The sequence below is a fragment of the Pseudooctadecabacter jejudonensis genome (assembly GCF_900172275.1).
Classification (GTDB): domain Bacteria; phylum Pseudomonadota; class Alphaproteobacteria; order Rhodobacterales; family Rhodobacteraceae; genus Octadecabacter; species Octadecabacter jejudonensis.
Map to the genome: position 1 here is coordinate 1 of NZ_FWFT01000007.1, position 26,506 is coordinate 26,506.

Sequence of the window (26,506 nt, forward strand, 5' to 3'; positions counted from 1 at the left end):
AATTCGTAAAATTTGTGCGTCAGACAGCGCGTCACTGATCCGGGCATCAACATCCACCGGATTGGGCACACGCCTCCAGGCACGTTCATGAATGTATTTCGGACAGTTTCCGAAGGTTTGGCGAACAGTGATGGCATAACCGCGTTTGGTTCGCCGAAGGACTCCGCTAAAGCGATTCCTGCGACGGCTGGCCAAGTCAATCCCAAGCACGCCAACATCCGCGCCATTTTCAAAACTGTGCACAAGCGGATCTGTAACATCCAACATGCCGGCAAGGTCAATACGGTGCGGATGGGGTGACGTCAAAAAGCCGTCAGGGCCATCCAGCATCGTGATCCAAACGCGCCCGCGTGTATCCGCACCGGACACCACAAGAAACGGCAGGCCCGTATGAAAGTCGCGATGTTGCTCGGGCAAATAATCTCGGATGAACCCGCTTGCCCATTGCGCAACCTCTCCCGCGTCCGCGCAGGTTTGGGCGCGTCGTTCCCCTTCGTGGAAGGGACTGATCTGATCACACTGCAACATGCGTCTTTCCTTCTAAAAAAGTTGGCGTGTCGAAGCAGGGGGAGGACTTCGACACGCCGGGCTTTCGTCAGGCCATCTCTGGGAACGGAGAGGGGAGCATTCTGACGAAGCCGGCTTGCGCTTCGATGCGCGCAAGCCAAGCCCGAATGTTTGGATAAGGTGCCAGATCAACGCCGCCTTCCGGCGCGTGGGCGATGTAGCTGTAGCCTGACACATCCGCGATGGTGATGGTGTCCGTGGCAAGCCAGAGGCGTCCCGTTAAATGGGCGTCCATGACGGCAAACAACTCATGTGCTTTGGCCACTGCCGCGGCGTGATCGTGGGACGTGCCAAAGACCTTGACCAGTCGCGCAGCACAGGGCCCTGAATAAATGTTGTCCGCTGCAATCGTCAGCCATCGCTGCACCTCGGCCGCATCTTTGGGGTCAGCGGGGATCCAGCTGGACCCTTTGGCATAGGTTTGCACCAGATAGACCAGGATCGCGTTGCTGTCCGCGAGCATATGGCCGTTATCATCGATAGCAGGGACCAGACCAAAGGGGCTGATCTTCAGAAAATCTTTCGATTTATGGACCCCGTTTGCCATATCCATATCAATCGCTTCATAAGGCAGACCCAATAGCGCAAGCATCAGTTCTGCGCGGTGGCAATGGCCCGATTTCGGGGTCCTATAAAGTTTGATCGGCTTAGACATCCTGAGATCTCACATACAGTCCAATTAGAACCCAAAATCGCTCAGACCGGGGTGGTCGTCGGGGCGGCGGCCCAGGGGCCAGCGGAATTTCCGGTCTGCCTCCGCGATAGGTTGTTCGTTGATAGAAGCATGGCGACTGGCCATGTAGCCGTTGTCGTCAAATTCCCAATTCTCATTGCCATAGGCGCGGAACCAATTGCCGCTGTCATCGCGATATTCGTAGGCGTAGCGCACGGCGATACGGTTGCCGCTATGGGCCCAAAGTTCCTTGATCAGGCGATAGTCCAACTCCTTGTTCCACTTGCGGGTCAGAAAATCCTCAATCTCCTGGCGACCGTTGGGAAACTCGGCCCGGTTGCGCCAGACGCTGTCGGGGGTATAGGCCAGCGCCACTTTGGCGGGGTCCCGCCCGTTCCAGCCATCTTCCGCAAGGCGTACTTTCTCGCGCGCACTTTCGCTGGTGAAGGGCGGTAAGGGATGACGAAGGTTTTGGGTGGTCATGTTGGGGTCCTCCTTGGCTTATACGTGCGCGGCGGCAGTGGTGATTGGAGGGAAGTCGACCTCGGTCTGAAACACTTCATTGACGTAGTTCGACAATACATTCAGGGCGACGAGGCCTATGATTTCGATGATCTCTGCATTTGAAAAGCCGGCCGCACGGACGTTTGAGATGTCTTGCTCGCTGACCCGGCCTTTGGCAGTTGCTACTTTCACGGCGAAGGACACGGCGGCATGCGCCTTCGCGTCTTTCGAAGCGCCGGCACGGTTCGCCGCGACCTCCGCCTCGTCCAACTTGGCCAGTGTTTTCGCCAGAAACGTATGCGCCGCATTGCAGTAGTCACATCCGTTTGTATTTGCGATGGCAATCGCAATGCGTTCGCGGGTTGCAACACCCAGCTTCCCTTTGGACAACGCGCCATCCAGACCGAGATACCCCTCAAGCGCTTCCGGACTTGTCGCCAGAAGACGAAATAGGTTTGGGACAGACCCCAACGACTTTTCCACCGCATTCAGAAAGGGTTGCGATTCCACTGGCGTGGCAGCAATCGTCTGCGGTGTGTGAATTCGGGTCATGTCGTTTTCCTTTCAATGGGGCGTTGGCGAATAGTCTGGGCGGATGGATCAGCACGGCGCAAAAGCAGAGCGTCTACAAGATGATGAGCAGGCCCAGATGGGCGCACAGGCCCCCCTTAATTCAGACGCATCATCGGTTCGCGTTCGATCCGATACGTGTCCATCTCATCGATCATACGCTTTGTGAATTCGATGAGGTCCGGCGCATCGATTCCGAAGTTATGCGTATAAAGCGCCTGAATAAGCGCGAGTGTTTTGGGGTTTACGATCTCAGGATTGTCGACAAAAAATGAATCCATCGACCAATCAGACAGCTGCCGCGCTGGGATTGGCTGATCAATCAGCTTTACAAGATTTCGGTGTCGCGGATCGTCTTCAAGCTCTGCATAGAGCCGATCGAGATTGGCTTTTTCACCTTCGATCACTTGAAAGAAGTGTTCCCCTTGAAAGAAAAGAACGCCGGTGATGTCGGTCCGCGCATTCCGTCTCACCGCTGTCTTGGTGATATTTGTCAGCTCAGCTTCTGCAAACCTGGGCGGAACGAGAGACGTAGAAACATATGAAATAAGGTGCATGGGGCCATCCTTTCTGATGACCACCTATAAATCTGCAGAGACTAGAACCGTCAATTCACCTTGACACACACAATGTCACATCAAGTTGACAATTTGACAATGATGCGATCGGTCTCAGCTTCAATATCAAATGCAGCACCATGCTCTTCAAGAACCTGACACACAGCATTCAAGGAAGACGCCCGGGGGGCATGTCCTGCCTCCATTCGAACGATTGTGGCCTTGTTGACCCCTGCTTTCTCAGCAAGATCCCGCACCGTCAAATTCAATCCGGCGCGTGCCATTCTGATGTGACCGGCAGTGACCCTGCTGGTCTGTGTTTGCACATCATCCATACGATTTCCTTCTTTGATCAAGACCGCTGAAGCAGAGATAGCACGTTATCTATATTCGTACAATGTACTATTAAGCGTTGACATCATCACTCTTATTTGTACATTGTACGAACTATAGGGCGACTCGCCCGAACTTGCGTTTCCCGGAAAGGAAAACAAATGACCAACTTTCGTGCATGCATGGACGCAATCGTCTCAAGCGTCGTGAACGCCGTCGTCGGCTCCTTTATATTCTTTGGATTGCTGGCAGCCAGCGGAGAGCTTCTCGCCGGAACGGCTGTACCCCAAAGATTGGCGGTGGATGACGTTCCCAAGCATGCGCAATTCCCCCTCCACAACTATATCTCTTCAATCGAAGCCGCCGAACTTGTCGCAGCTGATCCTGACATCTTGTTTGTTGACGTCAGGGATGAGGCAGAGATCGCGAACTTCGGTCGACCATTGCCAGTGAACGCAATCGTCCCTGTCCGCATCCAATCAGACACGTTCAACGAAACCCTGAACGAATATGTTCTAGTCGATAACCCTGATTTCCTGGACCAGATGGCCACTCTTCTGGCCAATCGAGGACAGGACCGCGGAACCATGATCCTTCTGACCTGTGGATCAGGCTATCGATCTGCCGTTGCGGCGCGGATCCTTGTTGACGCCGGATATACAAATGTCTGGCACATTCCGGATGGATATGATGGCGATGAAAAACTCGGCCTGAACGCTCAGAACGCATGGCAGCTGGCCGGATTGGATTGGACATATCTGCCCCTCGAAAGCACAGCCCCAATGCAGCCTTTATCCAATTAGGCCCTTCTTTTCCGTAAGTTGGTATTTTCGGCGGGGCGAGTAAAGAATTGGCCTAAACTGAACGCTCAAAACAGGGGTGTCACGGCCCAACCCGCCGGGCGATGACAAGATGATCCGTGAACCCTATTCGTCGTTCTGAAGGCCTGAAATGGTCACATCCGCCTTCTCAATCTGGGACTGGCCAACTTGTCGGATTGTCGCCCCCAGACTCATAAGCTGTTTGGAAAGTGGGTTCGACTTTCGCCATATCATGCCAATGGTCCGTCGCGGTTTGTTCTGCTTGAACCGTGACACAGATACGTTTGTGCCTCTTGTTTCCAACGGAACAGCCATCTCAGGGAGGACTGTTAGGCCCAAGCCTGCATTGACCATCTGAACAAGCGTCGAGAGGGATGATCCTTCCATGACGATACTAGGGTCGGTCGCACTTACGTCACAAAAGGACAGGGCCTGATCGCGAAAACAGTGGCCTTCCTCAAGCAACAGCAGCTTCATGGCCTGCAGTTCCGTCGGATCTGGAACGGGCTGTTTTGCATCCTGATCCGATCGGATCAAAACAAACTCTTCGTCAAAAAGGGCAAATTCCCGCAAGGACGGCTCAGACATCGGTAAGGCGGCGATCACAAAATCCAGGCGCGTTTGCTGAAGATCCTGCAAAAGGGTCTGTGTCACGGATTCCTTGGGCTTGAGTTCAAGTTCCGGAACAAGATGAGATAGGCGCTTCACGATCTCGGGCAGAAGGTAGGGAGCAACCGTTGGAATCATCCCCATCCGTAATGTTCCCTTCAAGGGCCCATCCGCTGTCCGCGCAAGGCCCGACATATCGTCGACATGCCTCAGGACAGTCCGTGTCCGCTGCACAAATTCCTCTCCTAACGTCGTCAGACGAATCCGGCGCGCGGTGCGTTCGACCAATGGCGCACCCAGAAGGGCCTCCAACTCCTTGATTTGAACTGACAACGCGGGCTGAGAAATAGAACAGGCCTCTGCTGCACGTCCAAAATGCTCGGTTGTCGCAAGGGCGTCAAAATAGCGAAGCTGTTTCAGCGTAAACGGTAACATAAGATTTACCTATCGTGGATTTAAGAAAATACAATTTGGAATTATGACTGGCGCCAAATAATTGAACACCAAGTTCGATTGTCACAGCCTCACAACAGCCCTCTGAAAGGAAAGCGTCATGGACGGAAACAGAATGCCAGGACTTGGTGGATGCCCTGTAAATCACGGTGGGAACACCTCGATGGATGCGTCAGTCACCAAATGGTGGCCCAGTGCGCTGAACCTCGATATTTTGCATCAGCGCGGCGCGCGGACCAATCCGATGGATGCGGATTACAACCACCGCGATGCCGTGAAAGGCCTCGATTTTGAAGCTGTGAAGGCCGACGTCAAAGCGTTGATGACCGAAAACCAGGATTGGTGGCCCGCAGATTGGGGTCATTATGGCGGCTTGATGATCCGCTTGGCGTGGCATTCTGCCGGATCTTACCGCATGCAGGACGGCCGCGGTGGGGCTGGCAGCGGCAACATCCGCTTTGCGCCTCTCAATTCTTGGCCAGACAATGCGTCCCTGGATAAGGCCCGCCGCCTGCTCTGGCCGGTCAAAAAGAAGTACGGCAACGCCTTGTCCTGGGCGGATCTGATCATCCTGTCGGGCAATATGGCATACGAATCAATGGGCTTTGAAACATTCGGCTTCGGCTTTGGCCGCGAGGACATCTGGGGGCCTGAGACGGACGTCTACTGGGGCTCCGAGAACGAATGGCTCGCTCCGTCCGAGAACCGCTATGACGATCTCGATGATGCCTCGACCATGCACAACCCGCTGGCGGCTGTGCACATGGGTCTGATCTATGTGAACCCCGAGGGTGTGAACGGCCAGCCTGATCCGGCCCGCACCGCCGCCCACGTCCGCGAGACCTTCGCCCGTATGGCGATGAACGACGAAGAAACCGCTGCGCTGACCTGTGGCGGACACACCGTCGGTAAAGCCCACGGTGCGGTGGCCGGCGACAACATCGGCGCCGAGCCCGAGGGTTGCCCCGTGCATGCCCAGGGCTTTGGCTGGGCCAACCCGGACCAGACCACCTCTGCGTCGTCGTCCTTCACATCAGGCATCGAAGGTGCATGGACCAAGAACCCGATCCAGTTCGACATGGGCTACTTCGACTATCTGTTCGACTACGAATGGGAGTTGCAGAAATCGCCGGCCGGTGCCTGGCAGTGGGAACCCGTCGATATGCCGGACAGCGAAAAGCCAACCCTTGCGGGCGGCGAAGACGGACATGGCCGCGCAATGATGACCGACGCAGACATGGCGATGAAGGTGGACCCAATCTACAATGAGATTTGCCAGCGCTTCCGCGCCGATCCGGCCTACTTCAAGGACACGTTTGCCCGTGCCTGGTTCAAGCTGACCCACCGTGACATGGGTCCTCGGGTCAATTACATCGGCCCCGACGTGCCCGCCGAAGACCTGATCTGGCAGGATCCAATCCCCGCGGGTGCCACCGATTACGACGTGGCTGCCGTAAAAGCCAAGATCGCCGAAAGCGGCCTAACATCTGCTGAGCTGATCGCAACCGCTTGGGACAGCGCGCGGACCTTCCGCGGCTCTGACAAACGCGGTGGTGCAAATGGCGCGCGCATCCGTCTGGCGCCTCAAAAAGACTGGGTGGCCAACGAACCGGATCGTCTGGCGAAAGTCCTTGGCATCCTTGAACCAATTGCCTCCGAAACTGGTGCATCCATCGCGGATACTATTGTTTTGGGCGGCAATGTGGGGCTGGAGATGGCGATTAAAGCTGCTGGTTTCTCCATCGACGTTCCCTTCTCGCCAGGTCGTGGCGACGCCACCGCCGAGCAAACCGATGCCGACAGCTTCAGCGTTCTGGAGCCATTTGCCGACGGTTTCCGCAATTGGCAGAAAGAAGACTATGCCGTCTCCGCCGAGGAAATGATGCTGGACCGCGCGCAACTTCTGGGCCTGACGGCGGCAGAAATGACTGTCCTGCTGGGTGGCATGCGCGTTATGGGCACAAACCATGGCGGCAACACCCACGGGGTCTTTACGGATCGCGTTGGCCAGCTGACTTCGGATTTCTTTGTAAATCTAACGGATATGGCAAACACTTGGCATCCGATGGACGACGGCACCTACGAGATCCGTGATCGCGCCACAGGTGACGTGAAATGGACCGCAACCAGTGCTGACCTGGTCTTCGGCTCGAACTCGATCCTGCGGTCTTATGCTGAGGTCTATGCGCAAGACGACAACAAAGAAAAGTTCGCGCGCGACTTTGTCGCCGCCTGGACCAAAGTAATGGACGCCGACCGCTTCGATCTGGTCGCCTAAAGCAATTGTCCGGGCGACAGCCAATGTCGCCCGGACATCCGCCTTGGTGTCTGACGTCAGCGCCCATGGAACTGACTTGAGGGGCGAGGGGGATCGTTTTCCCGACGCACGCGGGAGCCTCAATGACACGTGGTCGCTTTAGGCCAGCCTGCTCGTGACGACCCCGTAACAAGGGCACAAAAGCCAATCGCTAGAAAACCGCCCCGCCCCAACATAATGGGCAGGACGGTCAAAGGCTGCGTCAAACGCCGAGGGCACATCACTGCCCCAGCTGTTTCCACGTCTTCATGGTGTTGAACACCGCACGGTTGATCCGCGTCGACCGGTTGGCGCAGCCACCATAGTTGTGAATGCCGATCACATGACGGCGTTTGCGGGTCTTGTCATACCGCCACGTGGGGCTGCCGCTTTGGCCCGGTGCGGTATCAAACATATAGGCCAGCCGCTGCGGTTCCGTGCCGACAATGCGGCCCGCGTTGTACCACTGCGTGCCAAAGGTTTTGTCGCCAGGATAGCCAGAATTATTGGCCAACAGATCCTTCAACGATGCATCCGACAGCGCCGCGAAGCCAAACCACCCTGTCTGACGCCCAAGGGGGGCAGTCTCCGGCAGCACGATGCAGGCATAATCATCCGCAGGGCGGTGATCGTTCACCCAACCGCTGACGCTGTGAAACTGCGTGCTGATCGCGGACCCGAACGGGCGACGTGTCCCGCTCATGCCGGGGATGACCTCGATCTTGGTCGCCCAACCGCCGTTGCGTTTGGAATGCACGCAATGGCCTGCCGTCATCACAGTCCGCGGAGAGATAAACCACCCCGTACCGCGCGACCGTGTGCCATTGGCCATGGTGATGATCAACTGACAGATCATGCGCCAAGGTGGTGTGCCATTCTCACCCACCTGCACGCGGCCGTCATGGCCACAGACACTTTCCATCGGGGCGTCATCGAAATGGGCGGAACAGGCCATAGGAATATGATCATAGCCTTCGGGCAAGCCCACGGGCATTGTTTCGCCCAGGCCCCGGACCATCGGGTCGAACAATTCGAACCCTTCAGCATATTCCAGTGATCCGCCGCCGTGGGTTTCAACATCCAACCCGTTCTCGACCATTTCGTCGCTGGCCCAGGTGTCGCTTTCGGCAAACTCATCCTGCGGTCCGCTGTTGATGAAATCCTCCATCATCTCGATGTCGGACGCCGCCACGGTGGGCGCGCTTTCGACACCACCAGAACATCCGCAACCGCAATCGTCCTCTTTGGCCTTTGTCTTAGATTTGGCCTTGCTCTGGCCCTTTGTGGACTTTGTTGTCTTTGTGCTTTTCGCCGCCATGATCCTCTCCTTTTCAGTGGCAGAGATGGCCGGACCCCAAAGGAAGGGGCCCGACACATCAGGTTGGGATCAGGCGCGTTGCGCGCGGATGCACTTGAACGCCTCATAGGCGGCCTTGATCGCGGTGCCGTACTTTTTGGCCTTAAACGCCGTAATCGCGGCGACAATCTTGCCCACGCACTTGGCGTACTTGCCCAGACGGCGGGCCAGTTCGACCATCTTCTTGATGATCTTCTTGGCGCGGTTCTTGATGGCATTCACAATCGGCTTCACACGGTCGCGAACCCAGCTGCCCAGGCCCTCTTCGCCATTGTCGCCGTAGTTGCCATCGGCCATTTCCAAAAGCGATAGCGTGCCGCCTGTTTCTGCTGCGGGGGCGGCAAAGGGCGTGCCCTCAGCGGCCTGATCAAGAAGGCTCGTCTGCGCGGTCTCAGCCTCAGGCGCCATAAAGGTTGTGCCAAAGTCTTCGTCGAATTGGACGAAGTCCGCCTCGATTGAAGCCACTTCTGCCGCTTCATCATCCATTGGGGCAGCGCTCAGCACCTGAGACGCAGTTGCAGAAGACCCAGAGTTGCTAACCAATTCATTGTCCATGTCATGTTTCCTTCAAAACGGAAGGCCCTTTAATATCTGCGGGCCATTTATGTTGCGCCGAAATGCGGCGAAGGTCCGGAATGAACCTTGCAGTCATCCAAACACTCACCCCGTCAACGCAACGCCAGCCCGTCGTCTTTTTGGCGTTAATCTTTCGTAAAGGTTTTGAGCGGCTGACATGACGCTGGCCTTCCGCTACGCTGACGCAGGGTAAAATCGGCGCGTCAGCAAGGGGAAGGGGACACCGTGGGTGACAATCGCATCATGCTCAGATGTCTCAGCGGCGCATGGGTTGAAGGCGCGACCGCGGACGCAGAGGGCAACCTGCGCATCACGGCCCGCAAGAAGGTCGCCCTTCTGGCCTATCTGGCACTGGATCGACAAAGCGCACCGCGTGATTTGCTGGCAGGCCTGATCTGGGGCGACGTCCCCGATGCCAAGGCCCGCGCGTCCCTGCGTCAGGCGCTGTCGGAATTGCGGGCCGCCCATCCGGTTTTGCAACAGGCCCTCGTGATTGACCGCACGACCGTGTCGCTGGTGCCGGGGCACATCGATATAGAAACCGATGCGATTGTGGATCAGGTTACATCCGGCCAAATGCCCCCGCAATTGCGCGCGGGGGGTGAGACCGTCAACGACATTCTGTACGGGTTTGAAACCATCGGCGAGAGGTACGCCGACTGGGTCCGTGACATCCGCAAAGCTTGCAGCGATCGTATATTGCAGGCACTGACCACCACCGCAAACCGCGTCGATCTGCCCGCTGCCCTGCGCATTGATCTGGCCGAGGCCGCATTGATGCTCGACCCCTTGAGCGAACGGAACTGCCGCGCCGCCATGCAATTGGCCCTTGGGTTGGGCGACACCGGCAAGGCGCTGCAAATCTACTCGACCTTTTATGCGCGCATGGAGGCCGAACTGGATATGGAGCCGTCCCTCGAAACCCAAGACCTCGCCGTCAGCATCAAACTCAACGGGATTGAGGCATCAGAGGCCCAGGCCACCACTCCGACCTCATCGCCCACCGCACCCACGGTCCCGCCCCATCGCAACCATGGCCGCCCGACCCTTGCGGTGCTGCCGATGCAGGCAACCGGATCGGAGCCCATCGACGATTATCTGCCCGAACTGCTGGTCGACAATCTGGTGCTGCGCATCACCCGTACACGCGACATTTCTGTCATCTCGCGGGTGTCGATCCGGCATCTCAGCGAACGGCCCGACATCGCGCAAGTGCTGCTGCACGAACTGGGCGTGCGGTATATCATCAGCGGGCACATTCGTCGGCAGGGCGATGTCTATCACCTGAATGTCGAACTTTCCAAAACCGACGAAGGCGTGGTCCTTTGGGTTGACCGCTATCAAACCACCCTGCCCGATCTGGAAGACGCGCAAAGCCGCATTGCCGATGAGGTCGTAAACCGGATCCTGCCCAACCTGCAGGGGGCCGAACTCAGCGATGCGCGCCTGATCGACGTGGCCCACCTCAGTGCCTATCAAAAACTGCTGCGTGCCCAGGAACTCATCTACACCCTCTCCCAACCCAAATTCGAAGAGGCCGGGCGCCAACTGATCCAGACCATTGCAGACTGGCCAGATTTCACCCCCGCCCGCGTCAGTCTGGGCGATTGGCACAGCCTGCGGGTCGGGCAAGGTTGGTCCGACGGGGCAGCGAATGACCTTGCGCAGCTTGAAACCCAGCTTGAGGCCGCGTTGAAATCCGACCGTCGCAATGGCCGCGCCTTGGCCATGCTGGGCCACAACAAGGCGGTCTATGCCCGCCGTCCGGCTGAGGCCAAGGCCCTGTTTGATGAAGCCCTAAGCGCCGCACCCGGAGATGCGGAAACCTTGCTGTGGACCGGCCCCAGCCTTGCGTTTTCAGGGCAGGCCGATGCTGCGATTGAACGATTGGAACACGCGCACAGCCTGAATTTCGACAACCCTTTGGGCTTTCGCTACGACCACTTCCGCGCCATCGCCTATTTCGCCGCCGACCGGATGGAAGACGCCATGGCGCTGGGGCTTGCCTCCGCCCAACGCAATGGGCGCTATACCTCAAACCTGCGACTGACGGCGGCCGCCGCGGCCGCGATCCAGAAGAACGATGTGGCGCATGAAATGGCCGCTCGGGTCCTCAGCCTTGAGCCTGACTTCAAAATCGCGCCCCTTGTTGCCGAAAGCCCGTTTTACGATCCTGCCAAACGGGCGCAATACGGCCAGCTTTTGTTTGCTGCTGGCCTGCCGAGTTAGCCTCCCTCCCCCTGCGAATGTGGACGATGACGCGTCAAACGGCAGCTTGACGATGGCTTGACGCCCGCCCCGCTAAGATTCCCCGTATTATAACAACTTGATGGGAGAATTTGATGTTTGGATTTTTTAACGGCGGCATGAATGGCGGCATGAACGGCGGTATGAATGGCGGCATGAACGGCGGTATGAACGGCGGTATGAATGGGGGAATGAACGGCGGTATGGCTGCTGGCCCATCCTCTGGCGCCACCGGATCAGGGGCCGGCACGTTGCCCTTTGACGGGGTCCTTCCCCTGACAAATATCGACACGGCCAAGGTGCCCCATGGCATGACGTTCCCCAAATCCAGCTGGTCACCTGACCTGCGTGCCCAACTGATCTTGGGGGAATTCGGCAGCACCAACTGGCGCAGCCACGATGAGACAAAGACGGACCCAGGTGAGGTTTGGACCCACGTCGATGGCTTTACCATCGCCCCTCCATCCCTTGATCACCTCGACAATGTTGAGGCTGAACTGGCCAATCTGCTGGAGCGTCGCTCGTTTGACCGCAATGGGCCCCGCATGGGTGAAATTGCCCATCAGGCGGATCATTCGATGGATTACTGGACCAACCTTTTGTCCCTGACCCCCGCCAACAAACCCGCCACCATGGCGCTGATGTCCAGCGGCTTTGCCATTGGTCAAATGGTCGGAATGTACTTTAAGGATTTCTTCGCCCGCGCCCGTCCTGCCCACCTGTTTCCGGCGTTGATGACGGTGCTGCCCACGCCGAACCATCCGACGTTTCCATCCAATCATGCCCTGCAAAACGAACTCGTGGGGCTTCTGGCGCTGCGGTGTTTGCCCGATTGCCTGAAAGACGCCTACGGCGACGCCATTCGCAGCCTCGGCTACCGGATCGGGGAAAACCGCGAAATCGCGGGTCTGCATTTCACCCAAGACAGCGACGCGGGCCGCGCTGTGGCCCATTGGCTGAATGACACCTACTTGGGCAATCTGGGCACCGTGCAAACCCTTGTGGCACAGGCGCAAGAGGAATGGCAGGTGGACGGTCACCAAGAAGTCCATAACCTGCCCTATCTCAGCCCCGTGACCTACAGCGGCACCGCCTCCGGCGCCGCCGTGGATCCCGCGCTTGAACCAGCGGAGTAAGACTGATGGTACATTTCGGAACCTGCGCCCCCTCCCCAGAGGCCGCACGCGCCCTCAGAACCAAAACCGCAGCCAGCAACCCGATTGCATGCGAACAAAGCACGCCGATCCGGCTGCATGACACGGCGCACCCTTGGCCTGTACGCGACCAATTCGGGCGCGGCACCTGTGTGTCCTTTGCCACCATCGCCGCGATCGAACTTCTCAGCGCGCGCCGCGATGACATGCCGCCCGAACGGCTGTCGGAACAATACCTGCATGAGAGGATGCTGACAGCGCATCCTCTGCCCGATGATGTGCAGCCGACGATCCCCGAGGGCGGCGTGCTTTTGCAACAGGCCCTTCAGGCGCTTGGCAGCCATGGCGTCATCCCGTCTGCGATGATGCCCTACAAACCGTTCAGCGTCGGCCCCGACGGAACCCTGAACCCGCCCCCACCGGATGAAGCGATCTATTTGGGCCAATCCAATACAGTCGCCACGCAGGCCTATGGCACCATTGGACCGGCCAAAGGCTTGCCGCCCGCACAAGTCGACACAATCGTGCCCAAAACAGATCTGGCCCACAAATTGCTGTCTTATCTGCAAGAAGGCCTTCCGGTCGTGATTGGCCTGCCCTTGTTCCAACATGCCAGCGGCCTGTCGAACTGGACATTGCCCAACGTCATTGCAACCGGCGTGGTCCCCTGCCCCGAAGATGACAAGGCGCCCGAGCTGACAGGCCCGCGAGACGATGGCCATGTCGTCTGCCTGACGGGGTTTGAACCGGACGCCACTGAACCCTTGGGCGGCTGGTTCATCTTCCGCAACAGCTGGGGTCTGGAATTTGCCGACCACGCAAAACGGCCCACGGACAGTCATGGGCCCGATCGCGGCGCAGGGCTTCGTGGTTACGGCATGTTGTCGGCCACCCATGTCAACACCTACTGCTGGGAATACCTGGTGCCGGCCACGCACAGTTGCACATAACATCGTGGTGACATCTCCCGCGCCACGATACTTCCCCCCGCGACCCTGTCGCGGGGTTTTTTGGTCCATACACACCGCCGCGCAAACCAATCCCACGCGGGAATGATTTGCATTCAAACGTCAAACTCGGATAGATGCGGCACAGATTCCCTCAAGACCGGCCTGTCCCATGCGCGTAGCTTTGATGCATCTTCCCAAGACGGGAGGAACGACCCTCCACCGTTTGTTGGCAGAGCATTTCGAACCTGAGAAAACCTGCCCCGAACGTTTCAATGCGTTTGACAGGTTCACCCGAGAAGACCTTCAAAAGTATGACTTCTTCTCGGCCCATATGGATTTTCACGGTCTGTCACGGGTTTCCCAGCCGGCCTACACGATCACCCTGCTCAGAGAGCCGAAGGCGCGCATCCTGTCGCTGTATTACTTCTGGAAATCGCAAACCCGCGACCAGATCGAAAAGCTCAATTTGGTCGGCCCACGGTTTGCAAAAGACCGCACATTGTTGGAATTTTTGCGCGATATGCCGGACAACATGATCCAGAATATCGACAATTCCTACGTTCGAAACCTGATGGGGCGCGTCGCTCTTGGTGGACGAAACAGGCTGCCAATCGCTGAGGACGAGGCGATCCGACTGTCCATGCGAAACCTAATGCGCATCGATACAGTCGGATTTCTCGAAGATCTGCCCAAAGCAGTGGATGAGGTTTTTGCCCGCCTGTCCAAACCTGCGCCAAAGTCCATTCCCAAAACGCGCGCGCGCGAAACTTTTGGCGTCAGCGAACCCAATAGCGACAAGGTCGAAATCGAAGACGTGACACCGGAAATTGATGCTCTCTTGTCGTATTACACGCGGCTTGATTCCCGAGTGTATGATGCCGCCCGTCGCTTGTTTGCTTAGCCTCGCCTTACGGGTTTAGGCACCAAAGGCCTCAAACAACATCTTTAGCCCGCTCAGTGCCAGAAAACCGGCAAAGGCCAGCCGCAGGGCGCGCGCATTCAACCGATGTGCAATATTCGCACCAATGGGCGCAAAGATGAACGTAGCGATTGAGATCACGATCGCCGCAGGCACATTAATGAACCCGACCGAAAATGGCAGCAGCCCACCAATGTCCTGACCTGCGAAAGCGTAGCCCAAGATACCTGGCACGGCGATCACCAAACCAAACAAGGCGGCCGTCCCCACGGCGCGGTGCACAGGAAAGGACATCAACGTCAATGCAGGCACCGACAAGGTGCCCCCGCCAATACCCATCATCGCAGAAAACGCCCCAATCGGCCCCGCAATCGCAGCGCGGCCTACGGGGGACGCAGGCGGTGCAGCGGCAAGCACGATAGGGTTCGGGTTCAACATGTTCAGCACAACAAGGATCGCGATCCCCCCGAACACCGCCGACAAGGCCGCAGCATTCGCATTCGCGGCCAAAACGCCCCCAGCCAAGGCGCCCACAACAATAAACGGCGCCCATGCCCGGAACAATTCAACGTCGATGGATCCTTTGCGGTGATGCGCGCGAGCGGAAGAAATGGATGTCGGGATGATCGTCAAAAGCGATGTAGCCACAGCGAAATGTATGGCAACGCTCGGATCTACGTCCAGCAGACCAACCTCGGTTAGCCAATACAGAACCGGAACAATCACGATACCGCCACCCACGCCGAGAAGTCCGGCCAAAGTGCCGGCCACCGCGCCCACCGCCAACAAGAGCGGCACCAAAATTGCCAGTGTCGTGAAATCTGTCATCGTCGCCCTGTGGTCTGCGCTCACCTGTGTGGGCCCAGACAAACCGTGCGCGCGCCTTGAATGCAAGCACATGTGTGTCCCCGCATCCTCAATTGATCAAGCCGCCTCTGCCCAGACCTTTGACCTTCGGCCCCTTGCGCCTTATGGTTGTCGCGCGGCACGCCTGCATTCTGAAACAGGACCTGTGCCGCCGACGTAAGCTGTATTGCCCAAGGATCACAATGAACGCAGTGTTTGAATGGGTTGGGCGTTTTGCGACAGGGCTGAATCGCCTCCAGAAAATTGCTATCCTTTTGCTTGTGGACATCGCCTTGGTGCCCTTGTCCTTGTGGCTTGCTCTCACATTCGTGCAGCCCGCGTCGATGTTCGTGCAGGCTGCCCCGATAGCTTCGATTCTGTCACAACCCTCCGAACTGTGGGTGCTGGTTTTGATCATGTCATTCAGCGGGGGCGTCTTTTCCTTTGCCTTAGGCTTGCCGCGGATCAAACTGAACGCGTTTGAACAGAGCGGCATTCAACGCACTGCGGGATATGCAACACTGGTCGGACTGGTGGGGATTGCAACAAGCCGGTTCTTGTTTGGCCCTGTCAGCCAAGCCAGCGACATGGTCGTGTTCACCATGGTTCTGTTGATCCTGTCGGTCAGCACCCGCCTTTTGCTGCGCAATCTGACGATCTGGCTTTATCATCGGGGACAAGTCCGCCAAAGGGTGCTGATCTATGGTGCAGGCCAGACCGGCGTGCAATTGGCGTCGGCCCTGCAAACAGATGACGCCGTCGTGCCTGTGGCCTACGTCGACGACAATAAAACCCTGCAAAATATCACCGTGGGCGGCCTGCCCGTCTTTTCCCCCCTCAGAATTGAGGCGCTGATCAAGGAGCTGGCGATTGATCGGGTCGTGCTGGCGATGCCCTCGATCAGCCCGCCAAAACAAGCACGCATCGCACGCCGTTTCGAAGATCTCTCTGTTCAGGTTTCAACCCTGCCGTCTTTTGCCTCTCTCGTGGGGCAAGGCGAATTGCTTGACCGTATTCAACCGATGAACCCTTCGGATTATCTGGGCCGCGACAACCTAGAACACGATCTGCAGGGCTTGTCTGGCATTTACCAAGACCAAACGGTCATGATCACGGGCGCCGGTGGGTCCATCGGGTCCGAACTTACGCGGCAAATTCTGTCCTGTCGGCCAGCCCGCGTGGTGCTTTTTGAGAACAGCGAATACGCGCTATACCAACTGAATCACGAACTTGAAGACTTGCGCATCGCTGAGACCGGCATTGAAATTCACGCGGTCCTTGGATCAGTCACCGACGACACGGTGGTGCGCCGCACGATCGTCAATCACAACGTAAGCATCATATTGCATGCCGCCGCCTACAAACACGTCCCCCTTGTCGAAGAAAACCGCCTTGCGGGTTTGCACAACAACGTCATGGGCACAAAATGCGTGGCCGAGGCCGCGCGCGATCTGGGCATCAGCCACTTCATCCTCGTGTCGACCGACAAAGCAGTGAAGCCGACCAGCGTGATGGGAGCCTCCAAACGTCTTGCCGAACTGTTGGTGCAGGACCTGGCAACGCGCGCCAAAAGGACCCGTTTCGGCATCGTCCGCTTTGGCAACGTGCTGGGCTCAAGCGGATCGGTCGTGCCTCTCTTTTCCGAACAAATCGCCCGCGGCGGACCTGTGACCCTCACCCACCAAGAGGTGACGCGTTATTTCATGACCCTGTCCGAAGCCGCGCGTCTGGTTCTGATGGCGGGCAATTACACCGGTTTGGCCTCGGGGCATGGCGATGTGTTTTTGCTGGATATGGGCGCGCCCATCCCGATCCAACGGCTTGCCCGTCAGATGATCGAGGCCGCAGGGCATACCGTTTGCGATGCAGACAACCCCAACGGCGACATCGAAATTGTCATCACCGGACTGCGCGCAGGGGAAAAATTGCATGAAGAACTGGTCATGCAAAATCACGCGCAATGGCCAACCCAGCACCCCAAAATCAATCGCGTCGAAGAAGAGCGCCTCTCTGAAATTGAGGCAGCAACCGCCCTGCGCGATCTCAACCGCGCCATTGAAGCGGGGGATGAACACCTGGCGCTTGACGTGATAGACCGCTGGGTCTTTCCGTCCTTCAAGGACCGTGCGGCGCGGCGTATATCCGTGCCCGACCGCGCCAAAGACTCCGAGGCCCCATCCACCTGATGCACGTCTTGGTGTTTGGACAAACCGGCCAGGTTGCGCAGGCCCTGCAAGACTGCGCGGTCGACAAGCCTGGCCTGATGCTGACCTTTTTGAACCGTGCCAAAGCCGACTTGACTGATCCAACCGCCTGCGCAGAGGCGATCCAGCGCATCCGGCCCGATGCCGTCATCAATGCCGCCGCCTACACCAACGTCGATGCCGCCGAATCCAACCCGAAGTTGGCAGAGGTGATCAACAGCAAAGCCCCCGCCGCAATGACGCGCGCCTGCGCGGGCTGCGACATTCCCTTCGTCACCCTGTCGAGCGATTACGTATTCGACGGACAGGGCAACACACCGTGGACCCCAAAGGACACCCCTGCCCCCCTGAACATCTACGGTCTCTCTAAATGCAACGGCGAGAACGCGGTTCGCGACGCTGGGGGGCGTTGGGCCGTCCTGCGCACCTCTTGGGTGTTTTCCGAACATGGCACGAACTTCGTCAAAACAATGCTGCGTTTGGCCAAGGATCATGAAACGTTGCGGGTGGTCGATGATCAGATCGGCGGACCCACCTGCGCAAGCGACATCGCCAGCGCCTGTCTGACCATTGCCTCAAAACTGGCGCGTGACCCCATGAAATCCGGCATTTACCACTTCAGCGGCTACCCAGATGTCAGCTGGGCGGATTTCGCGCGTGCGGTGTTCGATTTGTCAGGTCAAACCTGCATCGTGGAACCGATCACAACGGCGGACTACCCCACTGCAGCGTCACGGCCTCTCAATTCCCGTTTGGACTGTCGGGCAACCACTGACATATTCGGCATCGAACGCCCTGACTGGCGCAAGGCCCTCAGCGGCGTTTTGAAAGAACTGGACACAGCGGCACCATGACCCATCCCTCCCCCCAATCCCGCAAAGGCATCGTTCTGGCAGGCGGCACCGGGTCCCGGCTGTATCCGATCACCTTGGGTGTCTCAAAGCAACTTTTGCCGATCTACGACAAACCGATGATCTACTATCCACTGACCGTCCTTATGCTGGCCGGCATCCGTGAGATCGCGATGATCACCACCCCGCAGGACCGCCCCCAGTTCGAACGGACCTTGGGCGACGGAAGCCAATGGGGCATTACGCTCACCTATATCGAACAGGCCAGCCCCGATGGCTTGGCGCAGGCCTATCTTCTGGCCGAAGACTTCCTTGATGGGGCCTCCAGCGCCATGATTTTGGGCGACAACATCTATTTCGGGCACGGCCTGCGGGACCTGTTGCAATCGGCCGATCAGGTGACCCAAGGCGGGGTCGTCTTCGGCTATCACGTCGTCGATCCCGAACACTACGGCGTTCTGGATTTTGACGCGCAAGGTCAGGTGAAAGCCATTGTCGAAAAGCCGACAACGCCACCCTCCAATTATGCGGTGACGGGCCTTTATTTCCTAGATGGAACGGCGTCTCAGCGGGCGCGGTCTGTGACCCCTTCGGCGCGGGGCGAACTGGAAATCGCGACGTTGCTCGACAGCTATCTGCAAGACGGTCACTTACAGGTGCAACAGATGGGCCGCGGGTTTGCTTGGCTCGACACCGGCACCCACGCTAGCCTTCTGGACGCGGGCAACTTTGTACGTACCCTCAACAACCGACAAGGTTTGCAAACCGGCAGCCCTGACGAGGTGGCCTTCGACAATGGCTGGATAGACCGCGCAGCCTTGGCGGCGCGATCCAAAATTTTCGCCAAAACAACCTATGGCGATTATCTGTTCAAACTGGCGCAGGAATAGCCCCGCGTTAGCTGCATGACCTACCTGACCAGCTGGGCCATATTGTGTTTATGCACCTGAATCGCCTCGTCGACGCTTTCGAAAAATTGCGCGCCATCGTCGCCCAACACCAGCGCGCAATCGCACAGACGTTTTACCTGATCCATCGAATGACTGCACACCACCGCGCTGGATGACTGCGTCCGGGCCTGGAACAAACGATCCGAACTTTCCCGAAACGCCGCATCCCCCACCGCGGTGATTTCATCAACCAGATAGATATCAAACTCGATCCCCATTGAGACGGCAAACGCCAACCGCGATTTCATACCTGAGGAATAGCTCCTCAACGGCATTCGAAAGTGTTCTTTGAGGCCTGCAAAATCCTCCACGAATTCAACGAGCCCGTCCGTATCGACCCCATAGATCCGCGAAATAAACCGACAGTTCTGCAGCCCTGTCAGATCCGGGTGAAACGATCCTGCAAACCCAACGGGCCACGACACCAGACCTTCGGTCACAATCTGCCCGTATGTGGGTTCGGACGTGCCTGCAATCATGTTCAAAAGTGTCGACTTCCCCGCGCCATTGCGCCCCAACAGCCCAAGCGATCTGCGCCCGGGAAGCGACAGGTTCAAGTCCGAGATGACCGTCTTGATTTTTCCATTGGTGACAAATTGCTTTGTCACATTGTGAAACTCGATCATGGCCGCCCCAAATCCTAACGGCGGTCCTTGATGGCATAAAGCACCAACACACAGATCGACCACAGTAAGGCCAGAAACAGCGACCAAATGAACAACAGCGTCAACCGCTGCGGATACCGCGAACTTTCAGCCGTGGTGGGCAGCACAAAGGCCGCCAGATACCGGCTTTGACGACGGGCCTCAGCCAAGGCCGCATCATAGGTGATCTGAGAACTGGCAAACCGTTGTTCGGCAAATTCGCGGTCTACAACCAGACGTTCATATTCTCCCAAAAGGTTGGCATAGGCCTCGCCTGCGTCCACACCTCCGCCGCCCAATTTGGCCCGTTCTTCTTCGATCCGTCGCTGGATCACTTCGATCCGCAACTCCGCTTGGGACACCCGCGGATCGTTGGGCCCGTTGCCGGGCAGCATATCCAGTTCAATCAAGGCCTCGGCCAATTGTGCCTCAAGACTGCCCATCAGTCCTGCTTGGGTGGACACGTCCACTGACGGGTCGACCAGTTGGTTCACGTTGCGGAACTGCGTCACCTGCTGGCGCGCCTCACGTAGCAATTCAACGGCGGCGTCCAATTCTTCCCGGGCATAGCGAATTGCGTCCTCGCGGGCGATTGCGGACAGGCCGTTGATCATGTCGGTCGACTGGTCATAAAGGGTCTGCGCAATCAACGTCGCATCCGCCGGATCAAACGCATTCGCCCGCACCTCGATCAGCCCCGCCGCATCATCATATGAGATGTGAACAAACCTGTTCCAGTGCTCAACCAGGTCCTCAATCGTCCCGTCCGTGTCAAAAGCAAAGATCGGATCATTTTCCGGCTTTGACCACATCGCACGCAGGTCAATCATGTCGTCAATGTCTGCAACCAGCTTTTGGCTTTGCAGGAACTCGTACAGAATATCTGTATCGCTTGAACTTGACCCCGACAGGTCTGTGATCCCGCCCAAAAGCTCCAACGCGGAACTGGTCTCTTCCGTGCGCACAGAAAACGCCACGGTGGATGCGTATTGATCGCTGGCAAAAACCCAAAGGTAATAGGCAATCATGATCATCGGCAGCAGGACGAAAACGACAAAACTGCTGATCACGCCCCAATGACGCCGTTTCATGCGGGCCTGTGACGCAGGGCGTGACACGGCATGACCGGCCGGTTGATTTGCAGGCGGTGCCTTCGGGGCGGGTTGCGCCGCCGCGGGTGCCCCGACTGCGGGCGCATTGCCTTGTGGCGCGGGTGCTTGTACGGACGGCGCAGGTGCCGCCTGTTGCGCCGGCGCTTGGGGTCCGGCGGGGTTTTGCGCGTCGGCGGGCTGGGCCTTCGGTGGGCCCGGGGGGACGAGTTTGGGTTGATTTGACACTGAACATCCAACTCTGCAGCAGGGAACCTGTTATAGATAACTATCTAAATTCAACCGTTTGTGCTAGACAAGAACGCGTGGGTTAAGGCCGACTGACCTGCAACGCCCCGCCTTCAGAGATTTTCATGACCACTCACGCTGATCTGCCCCCTCCCCTCAAACCTCGGGTTTCAAGACACTTGCCGCGTTTTGCCAGTGCCAGAACCGTCTTGGCGTTGATGTTACGGGAAATGTCGACGACCTATGGGCGGTCCCCCGGCGGATATTTGTGGGCGATCCTTGAACCCCTCGCGGGGATTGCTTTGTTGTCCATTATCTTCTCGATCGGGTTTCGCAGCCCCGCGCTGGGGATCAACTTTGCAATGTTCTATGCCACCGGAATGCTGCCGTTTGTGATGTTCACCGACATCAGCGGAAAGTTGGGCCAGGCCCTGAACTTTTCAAAACACCTTCTGAGCTATCCGCGTGTGACGTTTCTGGATGCCATCCTGGCGCGGTTTTTGCTGAATCTGATCACCCAGATCATGGTCAGCTATATCATTTTCATGGGCATCATCCTGACGTCAGAAACGCGGATCACGCCCGACCTCGCCATTCTTGTGAAAAGCTATTTCTATATGGCCCTGCTCGCGCTCAGCATTGGGACGTTCAACTGCTTCATGATGAAACGGTTTGATATTTACCAACGGGCCTGGGGCATCCTGATGCGCCCATTGTTTTTGTTGTCTTGCATTTTCTTTTTGTTCGACACGATCCCACAGCCCTATCAGGACTATCTGTGGTTCAATCCGTTGGTTCACATTATCGGTATGGTGCGGGACGGGTTTTATGGCTCCTATGACGCCCATTACGTCAGTGAATCCTACGTCTTGATCGTATCGTTGATGTCGTTCTCAATCGGCCTGCTCATGTTGCGCCGGTTTCACAAATCGACCCTTGAACGATAGCTCTGCGGTGAATTTCTCGATCCGTTTGCGCAGCGATCCAAATCTTTGCTTCCGGTCCGCCTCGATCAGTTGATCCAGCATAACACTGATTGCCGCGTCCCATGTCTCAGTATCCGATCCCGCCGTTGGGGTCGGTGGAATCTCAGCGCGCGCACCCCTGATCTGATCCTGCGCCCGCAAAAGCCCATCTCGTATTGTGTCGAACAATTCCATCAGATCCGACATGTTCGTCAGATCCGACGGGCCCTTGGCCAGAACATCATAATAGGGCTCATAGGACGTCCAGCGCGGGTCTTGCAGGGCAATGTCTGCCGCCTGCGGCGCAAGATCAAACAAGGTCTCGATGTCGCCCTCCAACATGTCCTTGAATTTCGCGATATGGCGTGGGGACAGGGCCCATGGTTTCTGGTGATGTGTGAACTGGCACCACCTTTGCACAGTGAATTCTGTCTCAACATCATGGCCCGTCGATCTGAACCGTGAGTTGCGCAACAAAAACCCGATCATTGCGGGGGTCTGCGTGGAATTTAACGCGCCAAGCTTTGGCAATGCGACGCCATATTCGTCCTCAAAGTTCGCAACAACATCGCCCCCAAACCGCAGCTTCAGGGTCACATTCGGCAGGTCCGCCCATTCTTTGAGAACCTGCCCCATCCGGACGGAAAGGTTCGTGCGGTCCATCCATGTCCCAACGGATTGCTTGCTCCATACGCCCCACTGGAAATAGGCCGCATTCAGCCAATCAATCGGGGGGCGCACGTAAGCGATGACCTCTATCTGGGGTGCTGTCGCGCTGGGTTCAAACCAATGGGGCAAAAGCTCTTGGAACACGCCAGCCCTTGAATACCACCCCTCTTGCGACACAACAGGCGTGAACCCCGGCGTGGCGGTCTGGTAAATCTTGTCCAATCCAGCAGCAATTTTCTGCCCATCTACCGATTTCGACAGAAAGTTCGGACAGCTGACATAGCCGCCCACAGACATAGATCGGCCAATTTTCACAAGGCGGCCCGTCATCGGCACCCAATCCGTGCCCGACGGCCGCAACGCTGAATAGGACAAAACCTCACCGGTCTTAGATTTCAGGCGTGGCGCGGCCGACAATGCGGATTGCAAGGCAGACGATCCGCATTTCGGCGCACCGACATGAAGAATGATCCTGGGCCGTTTGGTCATATTGATCCTGTTGTGCCAAAGTCCTGTGCGGCCCTGATACAGGTCTCAATGGCCTTTGTCATTTCATGCCTGTGATCCAGAACATGGCCCAATCCGCCCTGCGCCACGGACTGCCTGACAGCATCCGCCTGTGCGCCCAAATCAAACACCAAAACTGGAAGGCCGGTCGCAATGGCCTCATGGGTCGTGAACGAAAACGTCTCAGGCCAGATGGACGGAATGAGCCAACAGGTTATCCCGTATTGGGCCACCAATTCAGGCAGATTGACCACCTCATATGGCCCGTGCTGGAGGGTTTCTTTGTCCAGTTCAAAACCAGGGTCCATATTCCCCAACAAGACAAGGTCTACGGTGTCATCCATCTGCACCGCTCTGCTCAGCTCCGCAACAAAGTGCGCTCCTTTTTGGGGCGACATATTGCCCAGAACGCCAATGGTCGGCCGCCTTCCCCTGCTGGGGGTCTGTGGTACGGCGACAGGCAAGGTGTGCGGCTCGCACACGACCGAGGTCAAATCCGGATAAGCGCCTTTGATGATGCCGACGCTGGCGAGGGAAAAGCAAAGGATCTTGTCTGCGCGGATCAGGAGCGACCGCCAATGATCCTGCCATTCTGCCAATGTGACGACCCCGCCCTTGGCCCGACGGCTTTGGTGACGGCCATCCGCCGCATCAAGGGGCCAGCGAAAGACGTCCCCCTGCCCCAGTAATGTCACAGACGGGCTGACGACAAAGAAGTCATGAATAAGAACGTCAAGTCGCCCATCGGCCCCGCCCAACACATCCAGCACGAAGCCCGCGACCTCAATCGGGTCCACATCCCCGACGGCATTGGAATAGATCACATGTCTGTTTTTGACAGGCGTTAGCATCGCCACGATATCTGACCAGTCGTCTGTTCCAGCGGCAACGGGCTGTTCTAAACCCGGCCACCACAGTTCCAACGTAAACCTAAACGTGCCGCCAAACCGTAGGACAACGACGGCCTGATGGGTCTCAAAGTCGCCCTGAATGCGCCGGCGCAAATCAATTTCGGCCCCGCCGCCCATCGAATGCCCGATATAGATCGGCAAGGCAGCGCCCTGCCCCGCGTCTACCGCCCAAGCCAGCCCCAAGAACACGCGCACCGTGACCAGTGGATCCCGCCGAACGAACCCGAAAACCTCCGCATCGAACCGCGGGTAGCGGCGCGATAGGATGTCGGAATTGCGCGCAATCAGTCTCTGTTTCGCCTCAGATCCAAAGCTTTGCCCCCCCATGTGCGCCACAAACAGGGATGGCAGATAGACATGTTTCCCACCTTTGCGGGCGCCTTTTTGACACCAATCCACCTCCTCCCCATATCCAGGCGCAAAAACTGCGTCGAACTGGGGGATCTCGCGTAAGAATTGCGGCGCAAGGGCCATGCAAAACCCAACACCCGCCGGGGCCGTGATCCAGTCAGGCCCGCCTTCGATCTGGCGTGCATGATCGTCCAACCGATCCGCCAGCTCTTTGCTGATCTCCATGGGTTGGCTGATGGCAGGGACGCACCCCAGCTCCGCATCGTTTGACAGGGGCGTGACCGACGCCACCGTCCGATCAGTCCAGATCGGGCGCAAAAGCCGGGTGGCCCAGCGGTCTGGCACAAATGCATCCGTATTGAGAATAACAACGGGGTCCTCCCACGCGCGTGCGCGCGCCAGTCCCTCGTTCACAGTGCCTACAAACCCCTTGTTCGTGTCTTGCAGGACCAGATGGACCTTGTCGTCATGTGTCTTCGCAAAAGTCCCAAGGGCCGGACGCACAGCAGGATCCGGGCTGGCATCATCGATGAGGATCAGGCGCCAAGGCACATCCGTATGCGCCGCGACACGCCGCAGAGCCTCCATCGTCATCGTGCGATTGTTATAGACCGGCATAATGATCGTCACACCTGTCGCAACAGGTGCATCCGTAGGCGTCTGCGAAGACTCCAGCAGGCTGATATTTAGTGCAATCGGCGCAGGCCCTGACATGTCCAGTATCTGTTTCACCCGCGCCCGTGCTGTGGGGTCGCGGTATCTCGCCCACCGCAGGGCGTGTGGCAGAGCCTTTGCACCGGCAATTGCAAACCCTGGCATGAACCGCAAACGCGTCCCAAGCCGCGTCTGGTCATCTTCTGCGTGATAGGCCACATAGAGAGAGAAAAGACGTTTTATGCGATAATAGGGACTTATCAAATCCGCGCCCTCCTCTTTCACTAGGTCGAACTTTGCACAGTCGGCGTTACGTGCCGTCTGCGATCACTTCGACACGTCTAACGGATCTGTCAATCGTGGCAATCGCCATCAGGACGCGGTCTTTCAGATGGGTTTGAATATAGCTTGCCGCAAATCTTGAGGGCGCCAGAAGAACCCAAACCTCTGTCTCACATTCGACAGGGACGAGATTGGCAAACCAAGACCGATAGGCGGCAGGGTCGCTTTGCGATAGGATTTCAGCAACCCGGGGCCAATTCGACCCATCCTCCGGTGGCAGAGAAACTTTGTCTCCATGCAAAGGCACGACATTGGGTGTCTCTGCGGGTTCAGGCGCACCCGTCATGCGTGCTGCAAAGTCTGGACCGACGGCGTCCCAATGGGGCGCGGTGCTGCGCAACAGAGCCGTGAATTCAATCCGGTGTTGGGCCACCCGTCCGCGTGCAGCTGGCCTTTCGACACTAATCCAGCCCAGACTGCGCATCTGCGCCATCTCACGTTTGGCGGTGCGTTCGGTCACGCCCCACATGCGGGCCAATTCCTTTAGACCTACATTAAAGGTCCCCATTCGCCAATTGAACCGCGCTGTGATCACAAGCGACAGTCGCCCCGCCAATCGGCCCAAAGACCCTGAATCATGTGCAACAGTCACTAAAAGTGCTGTGAGAACATCGTACTTGATCGCCGATGATCCCGGTCCGGTGATTTTGGTTTCGCGATACCCTTGGACTTTTGCAAAGGTAGATCTC

24 protein-coding genes and 1 pseudogene are annotated in these 26,506 nt (G+C 57.5%); 10 read left to right on the forward strand and 15 right to left on the reverse strand.

The window, feature by feature from the left end:
• The 6 genes and pseudogenes from PSJ8397_RS17295 to PSJ8397_RS16010 all read right to left on the reverse strand — a co-directional run.
• Positions 1-267, reverse strand: a pseudogene (locus tag PSJ8397_RS17295) (pyridoxamine 5'-phosphate oxidase family protein); the annotation flags it as partial.
• A gap of 328 nt (positions 268-595) precedes the next feature.
• On the reverse strand, positions 596-1,222 hold the full coding sequence (locus PSJ8397_RS15990) for a glutathione S-transferase family protein (RefSeq protein WP_085865648.1): 627 nt from the start codon (positions 1,220-1,222) through the stop codon (positions 596-598).
• Positions 1,223-1,246: 24 nt separating this feature from the next.
• Positions 1,247-1,723, reverse strand: coding sequence for a nuclear transport factor 2 family protein (locus PSJ8397_RS15995; RefSeq protein ID WP_085865649.1), 477 nt, complete (start codon positions 1,721-1,723; stop codon positions 1,247-1,249).
• An 18-nt stretch (positions 1,724-1,741) separates the two neighbouring features.
• The gene (locus tag PSJ8397_RS16000) at positions 1,742-2,296 is read right to left on the reverse strand and encodes a carboxymuconolactone decarboxylase family protein (protein WP_085865650.1); all 555 of its coding nucleotides are present in this window, start codon (positions 2,294-2,296) and stop codon (positions 1,742-1,744) included.
• Between the two features lie 116 nt (positions 2,297-2,412).
• Positions 2,413-2,871: a BLUF domain-containing protein gene (locus PSJ8397_RS16005; protein WP_085865651.1), complete on the reverse strand. Its 459-nt coding sequence runs from the start codon at positions 2,869-2,871 to the stop codon at positions 2,413-2,415.
• 80 nt (positions 2,872-2,951) lie between these two features.
• Positions 2,952-3,206 (reverse strand): helix-turn-helix domain-containing protein, encoded by a 255-nt coding sequence (locus tag PSJ8397_RS16010; protein WP_085865652.1) that lies wholly within the window; start codon positions 3,204-3,206, stop codon positions 2,952-2,954.
• 159 nt (positions 3,207-3,365) lie between these two features.
• Here PSJ8397_RS16010 and PSJ8397_RS16015 point away from each other — a divergent pair, with 159 nt between their 5' ends.
• Entirely contained in the window at positions 3,366-4,007 is a 642-nt protein-coding gene (locus PSJ8397_RS16015) for a rhodanese-like domain-containing protein (RefSeq protein ID WP_085865653.1), read from the forward strand.
• Between the two features lie 123 nt (positions 4,008-4,130).
• On the opposite strand, the gene PSJ8397_RS16020 is transcribed toward PSJ8397_RS16015, so the two are convergent.
• Positions 4,131-5,069, reverse strand: a complete 939-nt coding sequence (locus tag PSJ8397_RS16020) for a hydrogen peroxide-inducible genes activator (protein ID WP_085865654.1) — start codon at positions 5,067-5,069, stop codon at positions 4,131-4,133.
• Between the two features lie 118 nt (positions 5,070-5,187).
• Here PSJ8397_RS16020 and katG point away from each other — a divergent pair, with 118 nt between their 5' ends.
• Positions 5,188-7,365: a catalase/peroxidase HPI gene (gene katG / locus PSJ8397_RS16025; protein WP_085865655.1), complete on the forward strand. Its 2,178-nt coding sequence runs from the start codon at positions 5,188-5,190 to the stop codon at positions 7,363-7,365.
• 259 nt (positions 7,366-7,624) lie between these two features.
• Here katG and PSJ8397_RS16030 read toward each other — a convergent pair whose 3' ends face one another.
• Both PSJ8397_RS16030 and PSJ8397_RS16035 read right to left on the reverse strand, forming a co-directional pair.
• Positions 7,625-8,701, reverse strand: a complete 1,077-nt coding sequence (locus PSJ8397_RS16030; RefSeq protein WP_085865656.1) for a trypsin-like serine peptidase — start codon at positions 8,699-8,701, stop codon at positions 7,625-7,627.
• A 69-nt stretch (positions 8,702-8,770) separates the two neighbouring features.
• Complete coding sequence (locus PSJ8397_RS16035) at positions 8,771-9,295, reverse strand: hypothetical protein (RefSeq protein WP_085865657.1); 525 nt, start codon at positions 9,293-9,295, stop codon at positions 8,771-8,773.
• 246 nt (positions 9,296-9,541) lie between these two features.
• Here PSJ8397_RS16035 and PSJ8397_RS16040 point away from each other — a divergent pair, with 246 nt between their 5' ends.
• The 4 genes from PSJ8397_RS16040 (at position 9,542) to PSJ8397_RS16055 (ending at position 14,568) form a co-directional block, all read left to right on the forward strand.
• Entirely contained in the window at positions 9,542-11,545 is a 2,004-nt protein-coding gene (locus PSJ8397_RS16040) for a BTAD domain-containing putative transcriptional regulator (RefSeq protein WP_085865658.1), read from the forward strand.
• A gap of 113 nt (positions 11,546-11,658) precedes the next feature.
• Positions 11,659-12,699 (forward strand): phosphatase PAP2 family protein, encoded by a 1,041-nt coding sequence (locus PSJ8397_RS16045; protein ID WP_085865659.1) that lies wholly within the window; start codon positions 11,659-11,661, stop codon positions 12,697-12,699.
• A gap of 5 nt (positions 12,700-12,704) precedes the next feature.
• Positions 12,705-13,667 (forward strand): C1 family peptidase, encoded by a 963-nt coding sequence (locus PSJ8397_RS16050; protein WP_085865660.1) that lies wholly within the window; start codon positions 12,705-12,707, stop codon positions 13,665-13,667.
• A 169-nt stretch (positions 13,668-13,836) separates the two neighbouring features.
• Positions 13,837-14,568: a sulfotransferase family protein gene (locus tag PSJ8397_RS16055; protein ID WP_085865661.1), complete on the forward strand. Its 732-nt coding sequence runs from the start codon at positions 13,837-13,839 to the stop codon at positions 14,566-14,568.
• A 15-nt stretch (positions 14,569-14,583) separates the two neighbouring features.
• On the opposite strand, the gene PSJ8397_RS16060 is transcribed toward PSJ8397_RS16055, so the two are convergent.
• Positions 14,584-15,414: a sulfite exporter TauE/SafE family protein gene (locus tag PSJ8397_RS16060; protein WP_085865662.1), complete on the reverse strand. Its 831-nt coding sequence runs from the start codon at positions 15,412-15,414 to the stop codon at positions 14,584-14,586.
• Between the two features lie 221 nt (positions 15,415-15,635).
• Between PSJ8397_RS16060 and PSJ8397_RS16070 the strand changes: the two genes are divergently transcribed.
• From PSJ8397_RS16070 to rfbA, 3 genes are read left to right on the forward strand one after another with little or no spacing between them, the layout of a single operon-like run.
• Entirely contained in the window at positions 15,636-17,618 is a 1,983-nt protein-coding gene (locus PSJ8397_RS16070) for a polysaccharide biosynthesis protein (protein ID WP_085865664.1), read from the forward strand.
• On the forward strand, positions 17,618-18,490 hold the full coding sequence (gene rfbD / locus PSJ8397_RS16075) for a dTDP-4-dehydrorhamnose reductase (protein ID WP_085865665.1): 873 nt from the start codon (positions 17,618-17,620) through the stop codon (positions 18,488-18,490). The genes PSJ8397_RS16070 and rfbD overlap by 1 nt, the downstream gene beginning before the upstream one ends.
• The gene (gene rfbA / locus PSJ8397_RS16080; RefSeq protein ID WP_085865666.1) at positions 18,487-19,377 is read left to right on the forward strand and encodes a glucose-1-phosphate thymidylyltransferase RfbA; all 891 of its coding nucleotides are present in this window, start codon (positions 18,487-18,489) and stop codon (positions 19,375-19,377) included. The genes rfbD and rfbA overlap by 4 nt, the downstream gene beginning before the upstream one ends.
• A 20-nt stretch (positions 19,378-19,397) precedes the next feature.
• Here the strand turns inward: rfbA and PSJ8397_RS16085 are convergent, their stop codons facing one another.
• Positions 19,398-20,063, reverse strand: coding sequence for an ABC transporter ATP-binding protein (locus tag PSJ8397_RS16085; RefSeq protein WP_085865667.1), 666 nt, complete (start codon positions 20,061-20,063; stop codon positions 19,398-19,400).
• Positions 20,064-20,077: 14 nt separating this feature from the next.
• Positions 20,078-21,172 (reverse strand): hypothetical protein, encoded by a 1,095-nt coding sequence (locus tag PSJ8397_RS16090; RefSeq protein ID WP_085865668.1) that lies wholly within the window; start codon positions 21,170-21,172, stop codon positions 20,078-20,080.
• A 464-nt stretch (positions 21,173-21,636) separates the two neighbouring features.
• Between PSJ8397_RS16090 and PSJ8397_RS16095 the strand changes: the two genes are divergently transcribed.
• Positions 21,637-22,365, forward strand: coding sequence for an ABC transporter permease (locus PSJ8397_RS16095; protein ID WP_235000807.1), 729 nt, complete (start codon positions 21,637-21,639; stop codon positions 22,363-22,365).
• On the opposite strand, the gene PSJ8397_RS16100 is transcribed toward PSJ8397_RS16095, so the two are convergent.
• The 3 genes from PSJ8397_RS16100 to PSJ8397_RS16110 all read right to left on the reverse strand — a co-directional run bounded on the left by PSJ8397_RS16100 (position 22,312) and on the right by PSJ8397_RS16110 (position 26,325).
• Entirely contained in the window at positions 22,312-23,541 is a 1,230-nt protein-coding gene (locus PSJ8397_RS16100; protein WP_085865670.1) for a hypothetical protein, read from the reverse strand. The two genes, PSJ8397_RS16095 and PSJ8397_RS16100, sit on opposite strands and share 54 nt — an antisense overlap.
• Positions 23,538-25,640, reverse strand: coding sequence for a glycosyltransferase (locus PSJ8397_RS16105; protein ID WP_143515515.1), 2,103 nt, complete (start codon positions 25,638-25,640; stop codon positions 23,538-23,540). The genes PSJ8397_RS16100 and PSJ8397_RS16105 overlap by 4 nt, the downstream gene beginning before the upstream one ends.
• A 145-nt stretch (positions 25,641-25,785) precedes the next feature.
• Entirely contained in the window at positions 25,786-26,325 is a 540-nt protein-coding gene (locus PSJ8397_RS16110; RefSeq protein ID WP_159453162.1) for a DnaA N-terminal domain-containing protein, read from the reverse strand.
• Between the last annotated feature and the right edge of the window lie 181 nt (positions 26,326-26,506).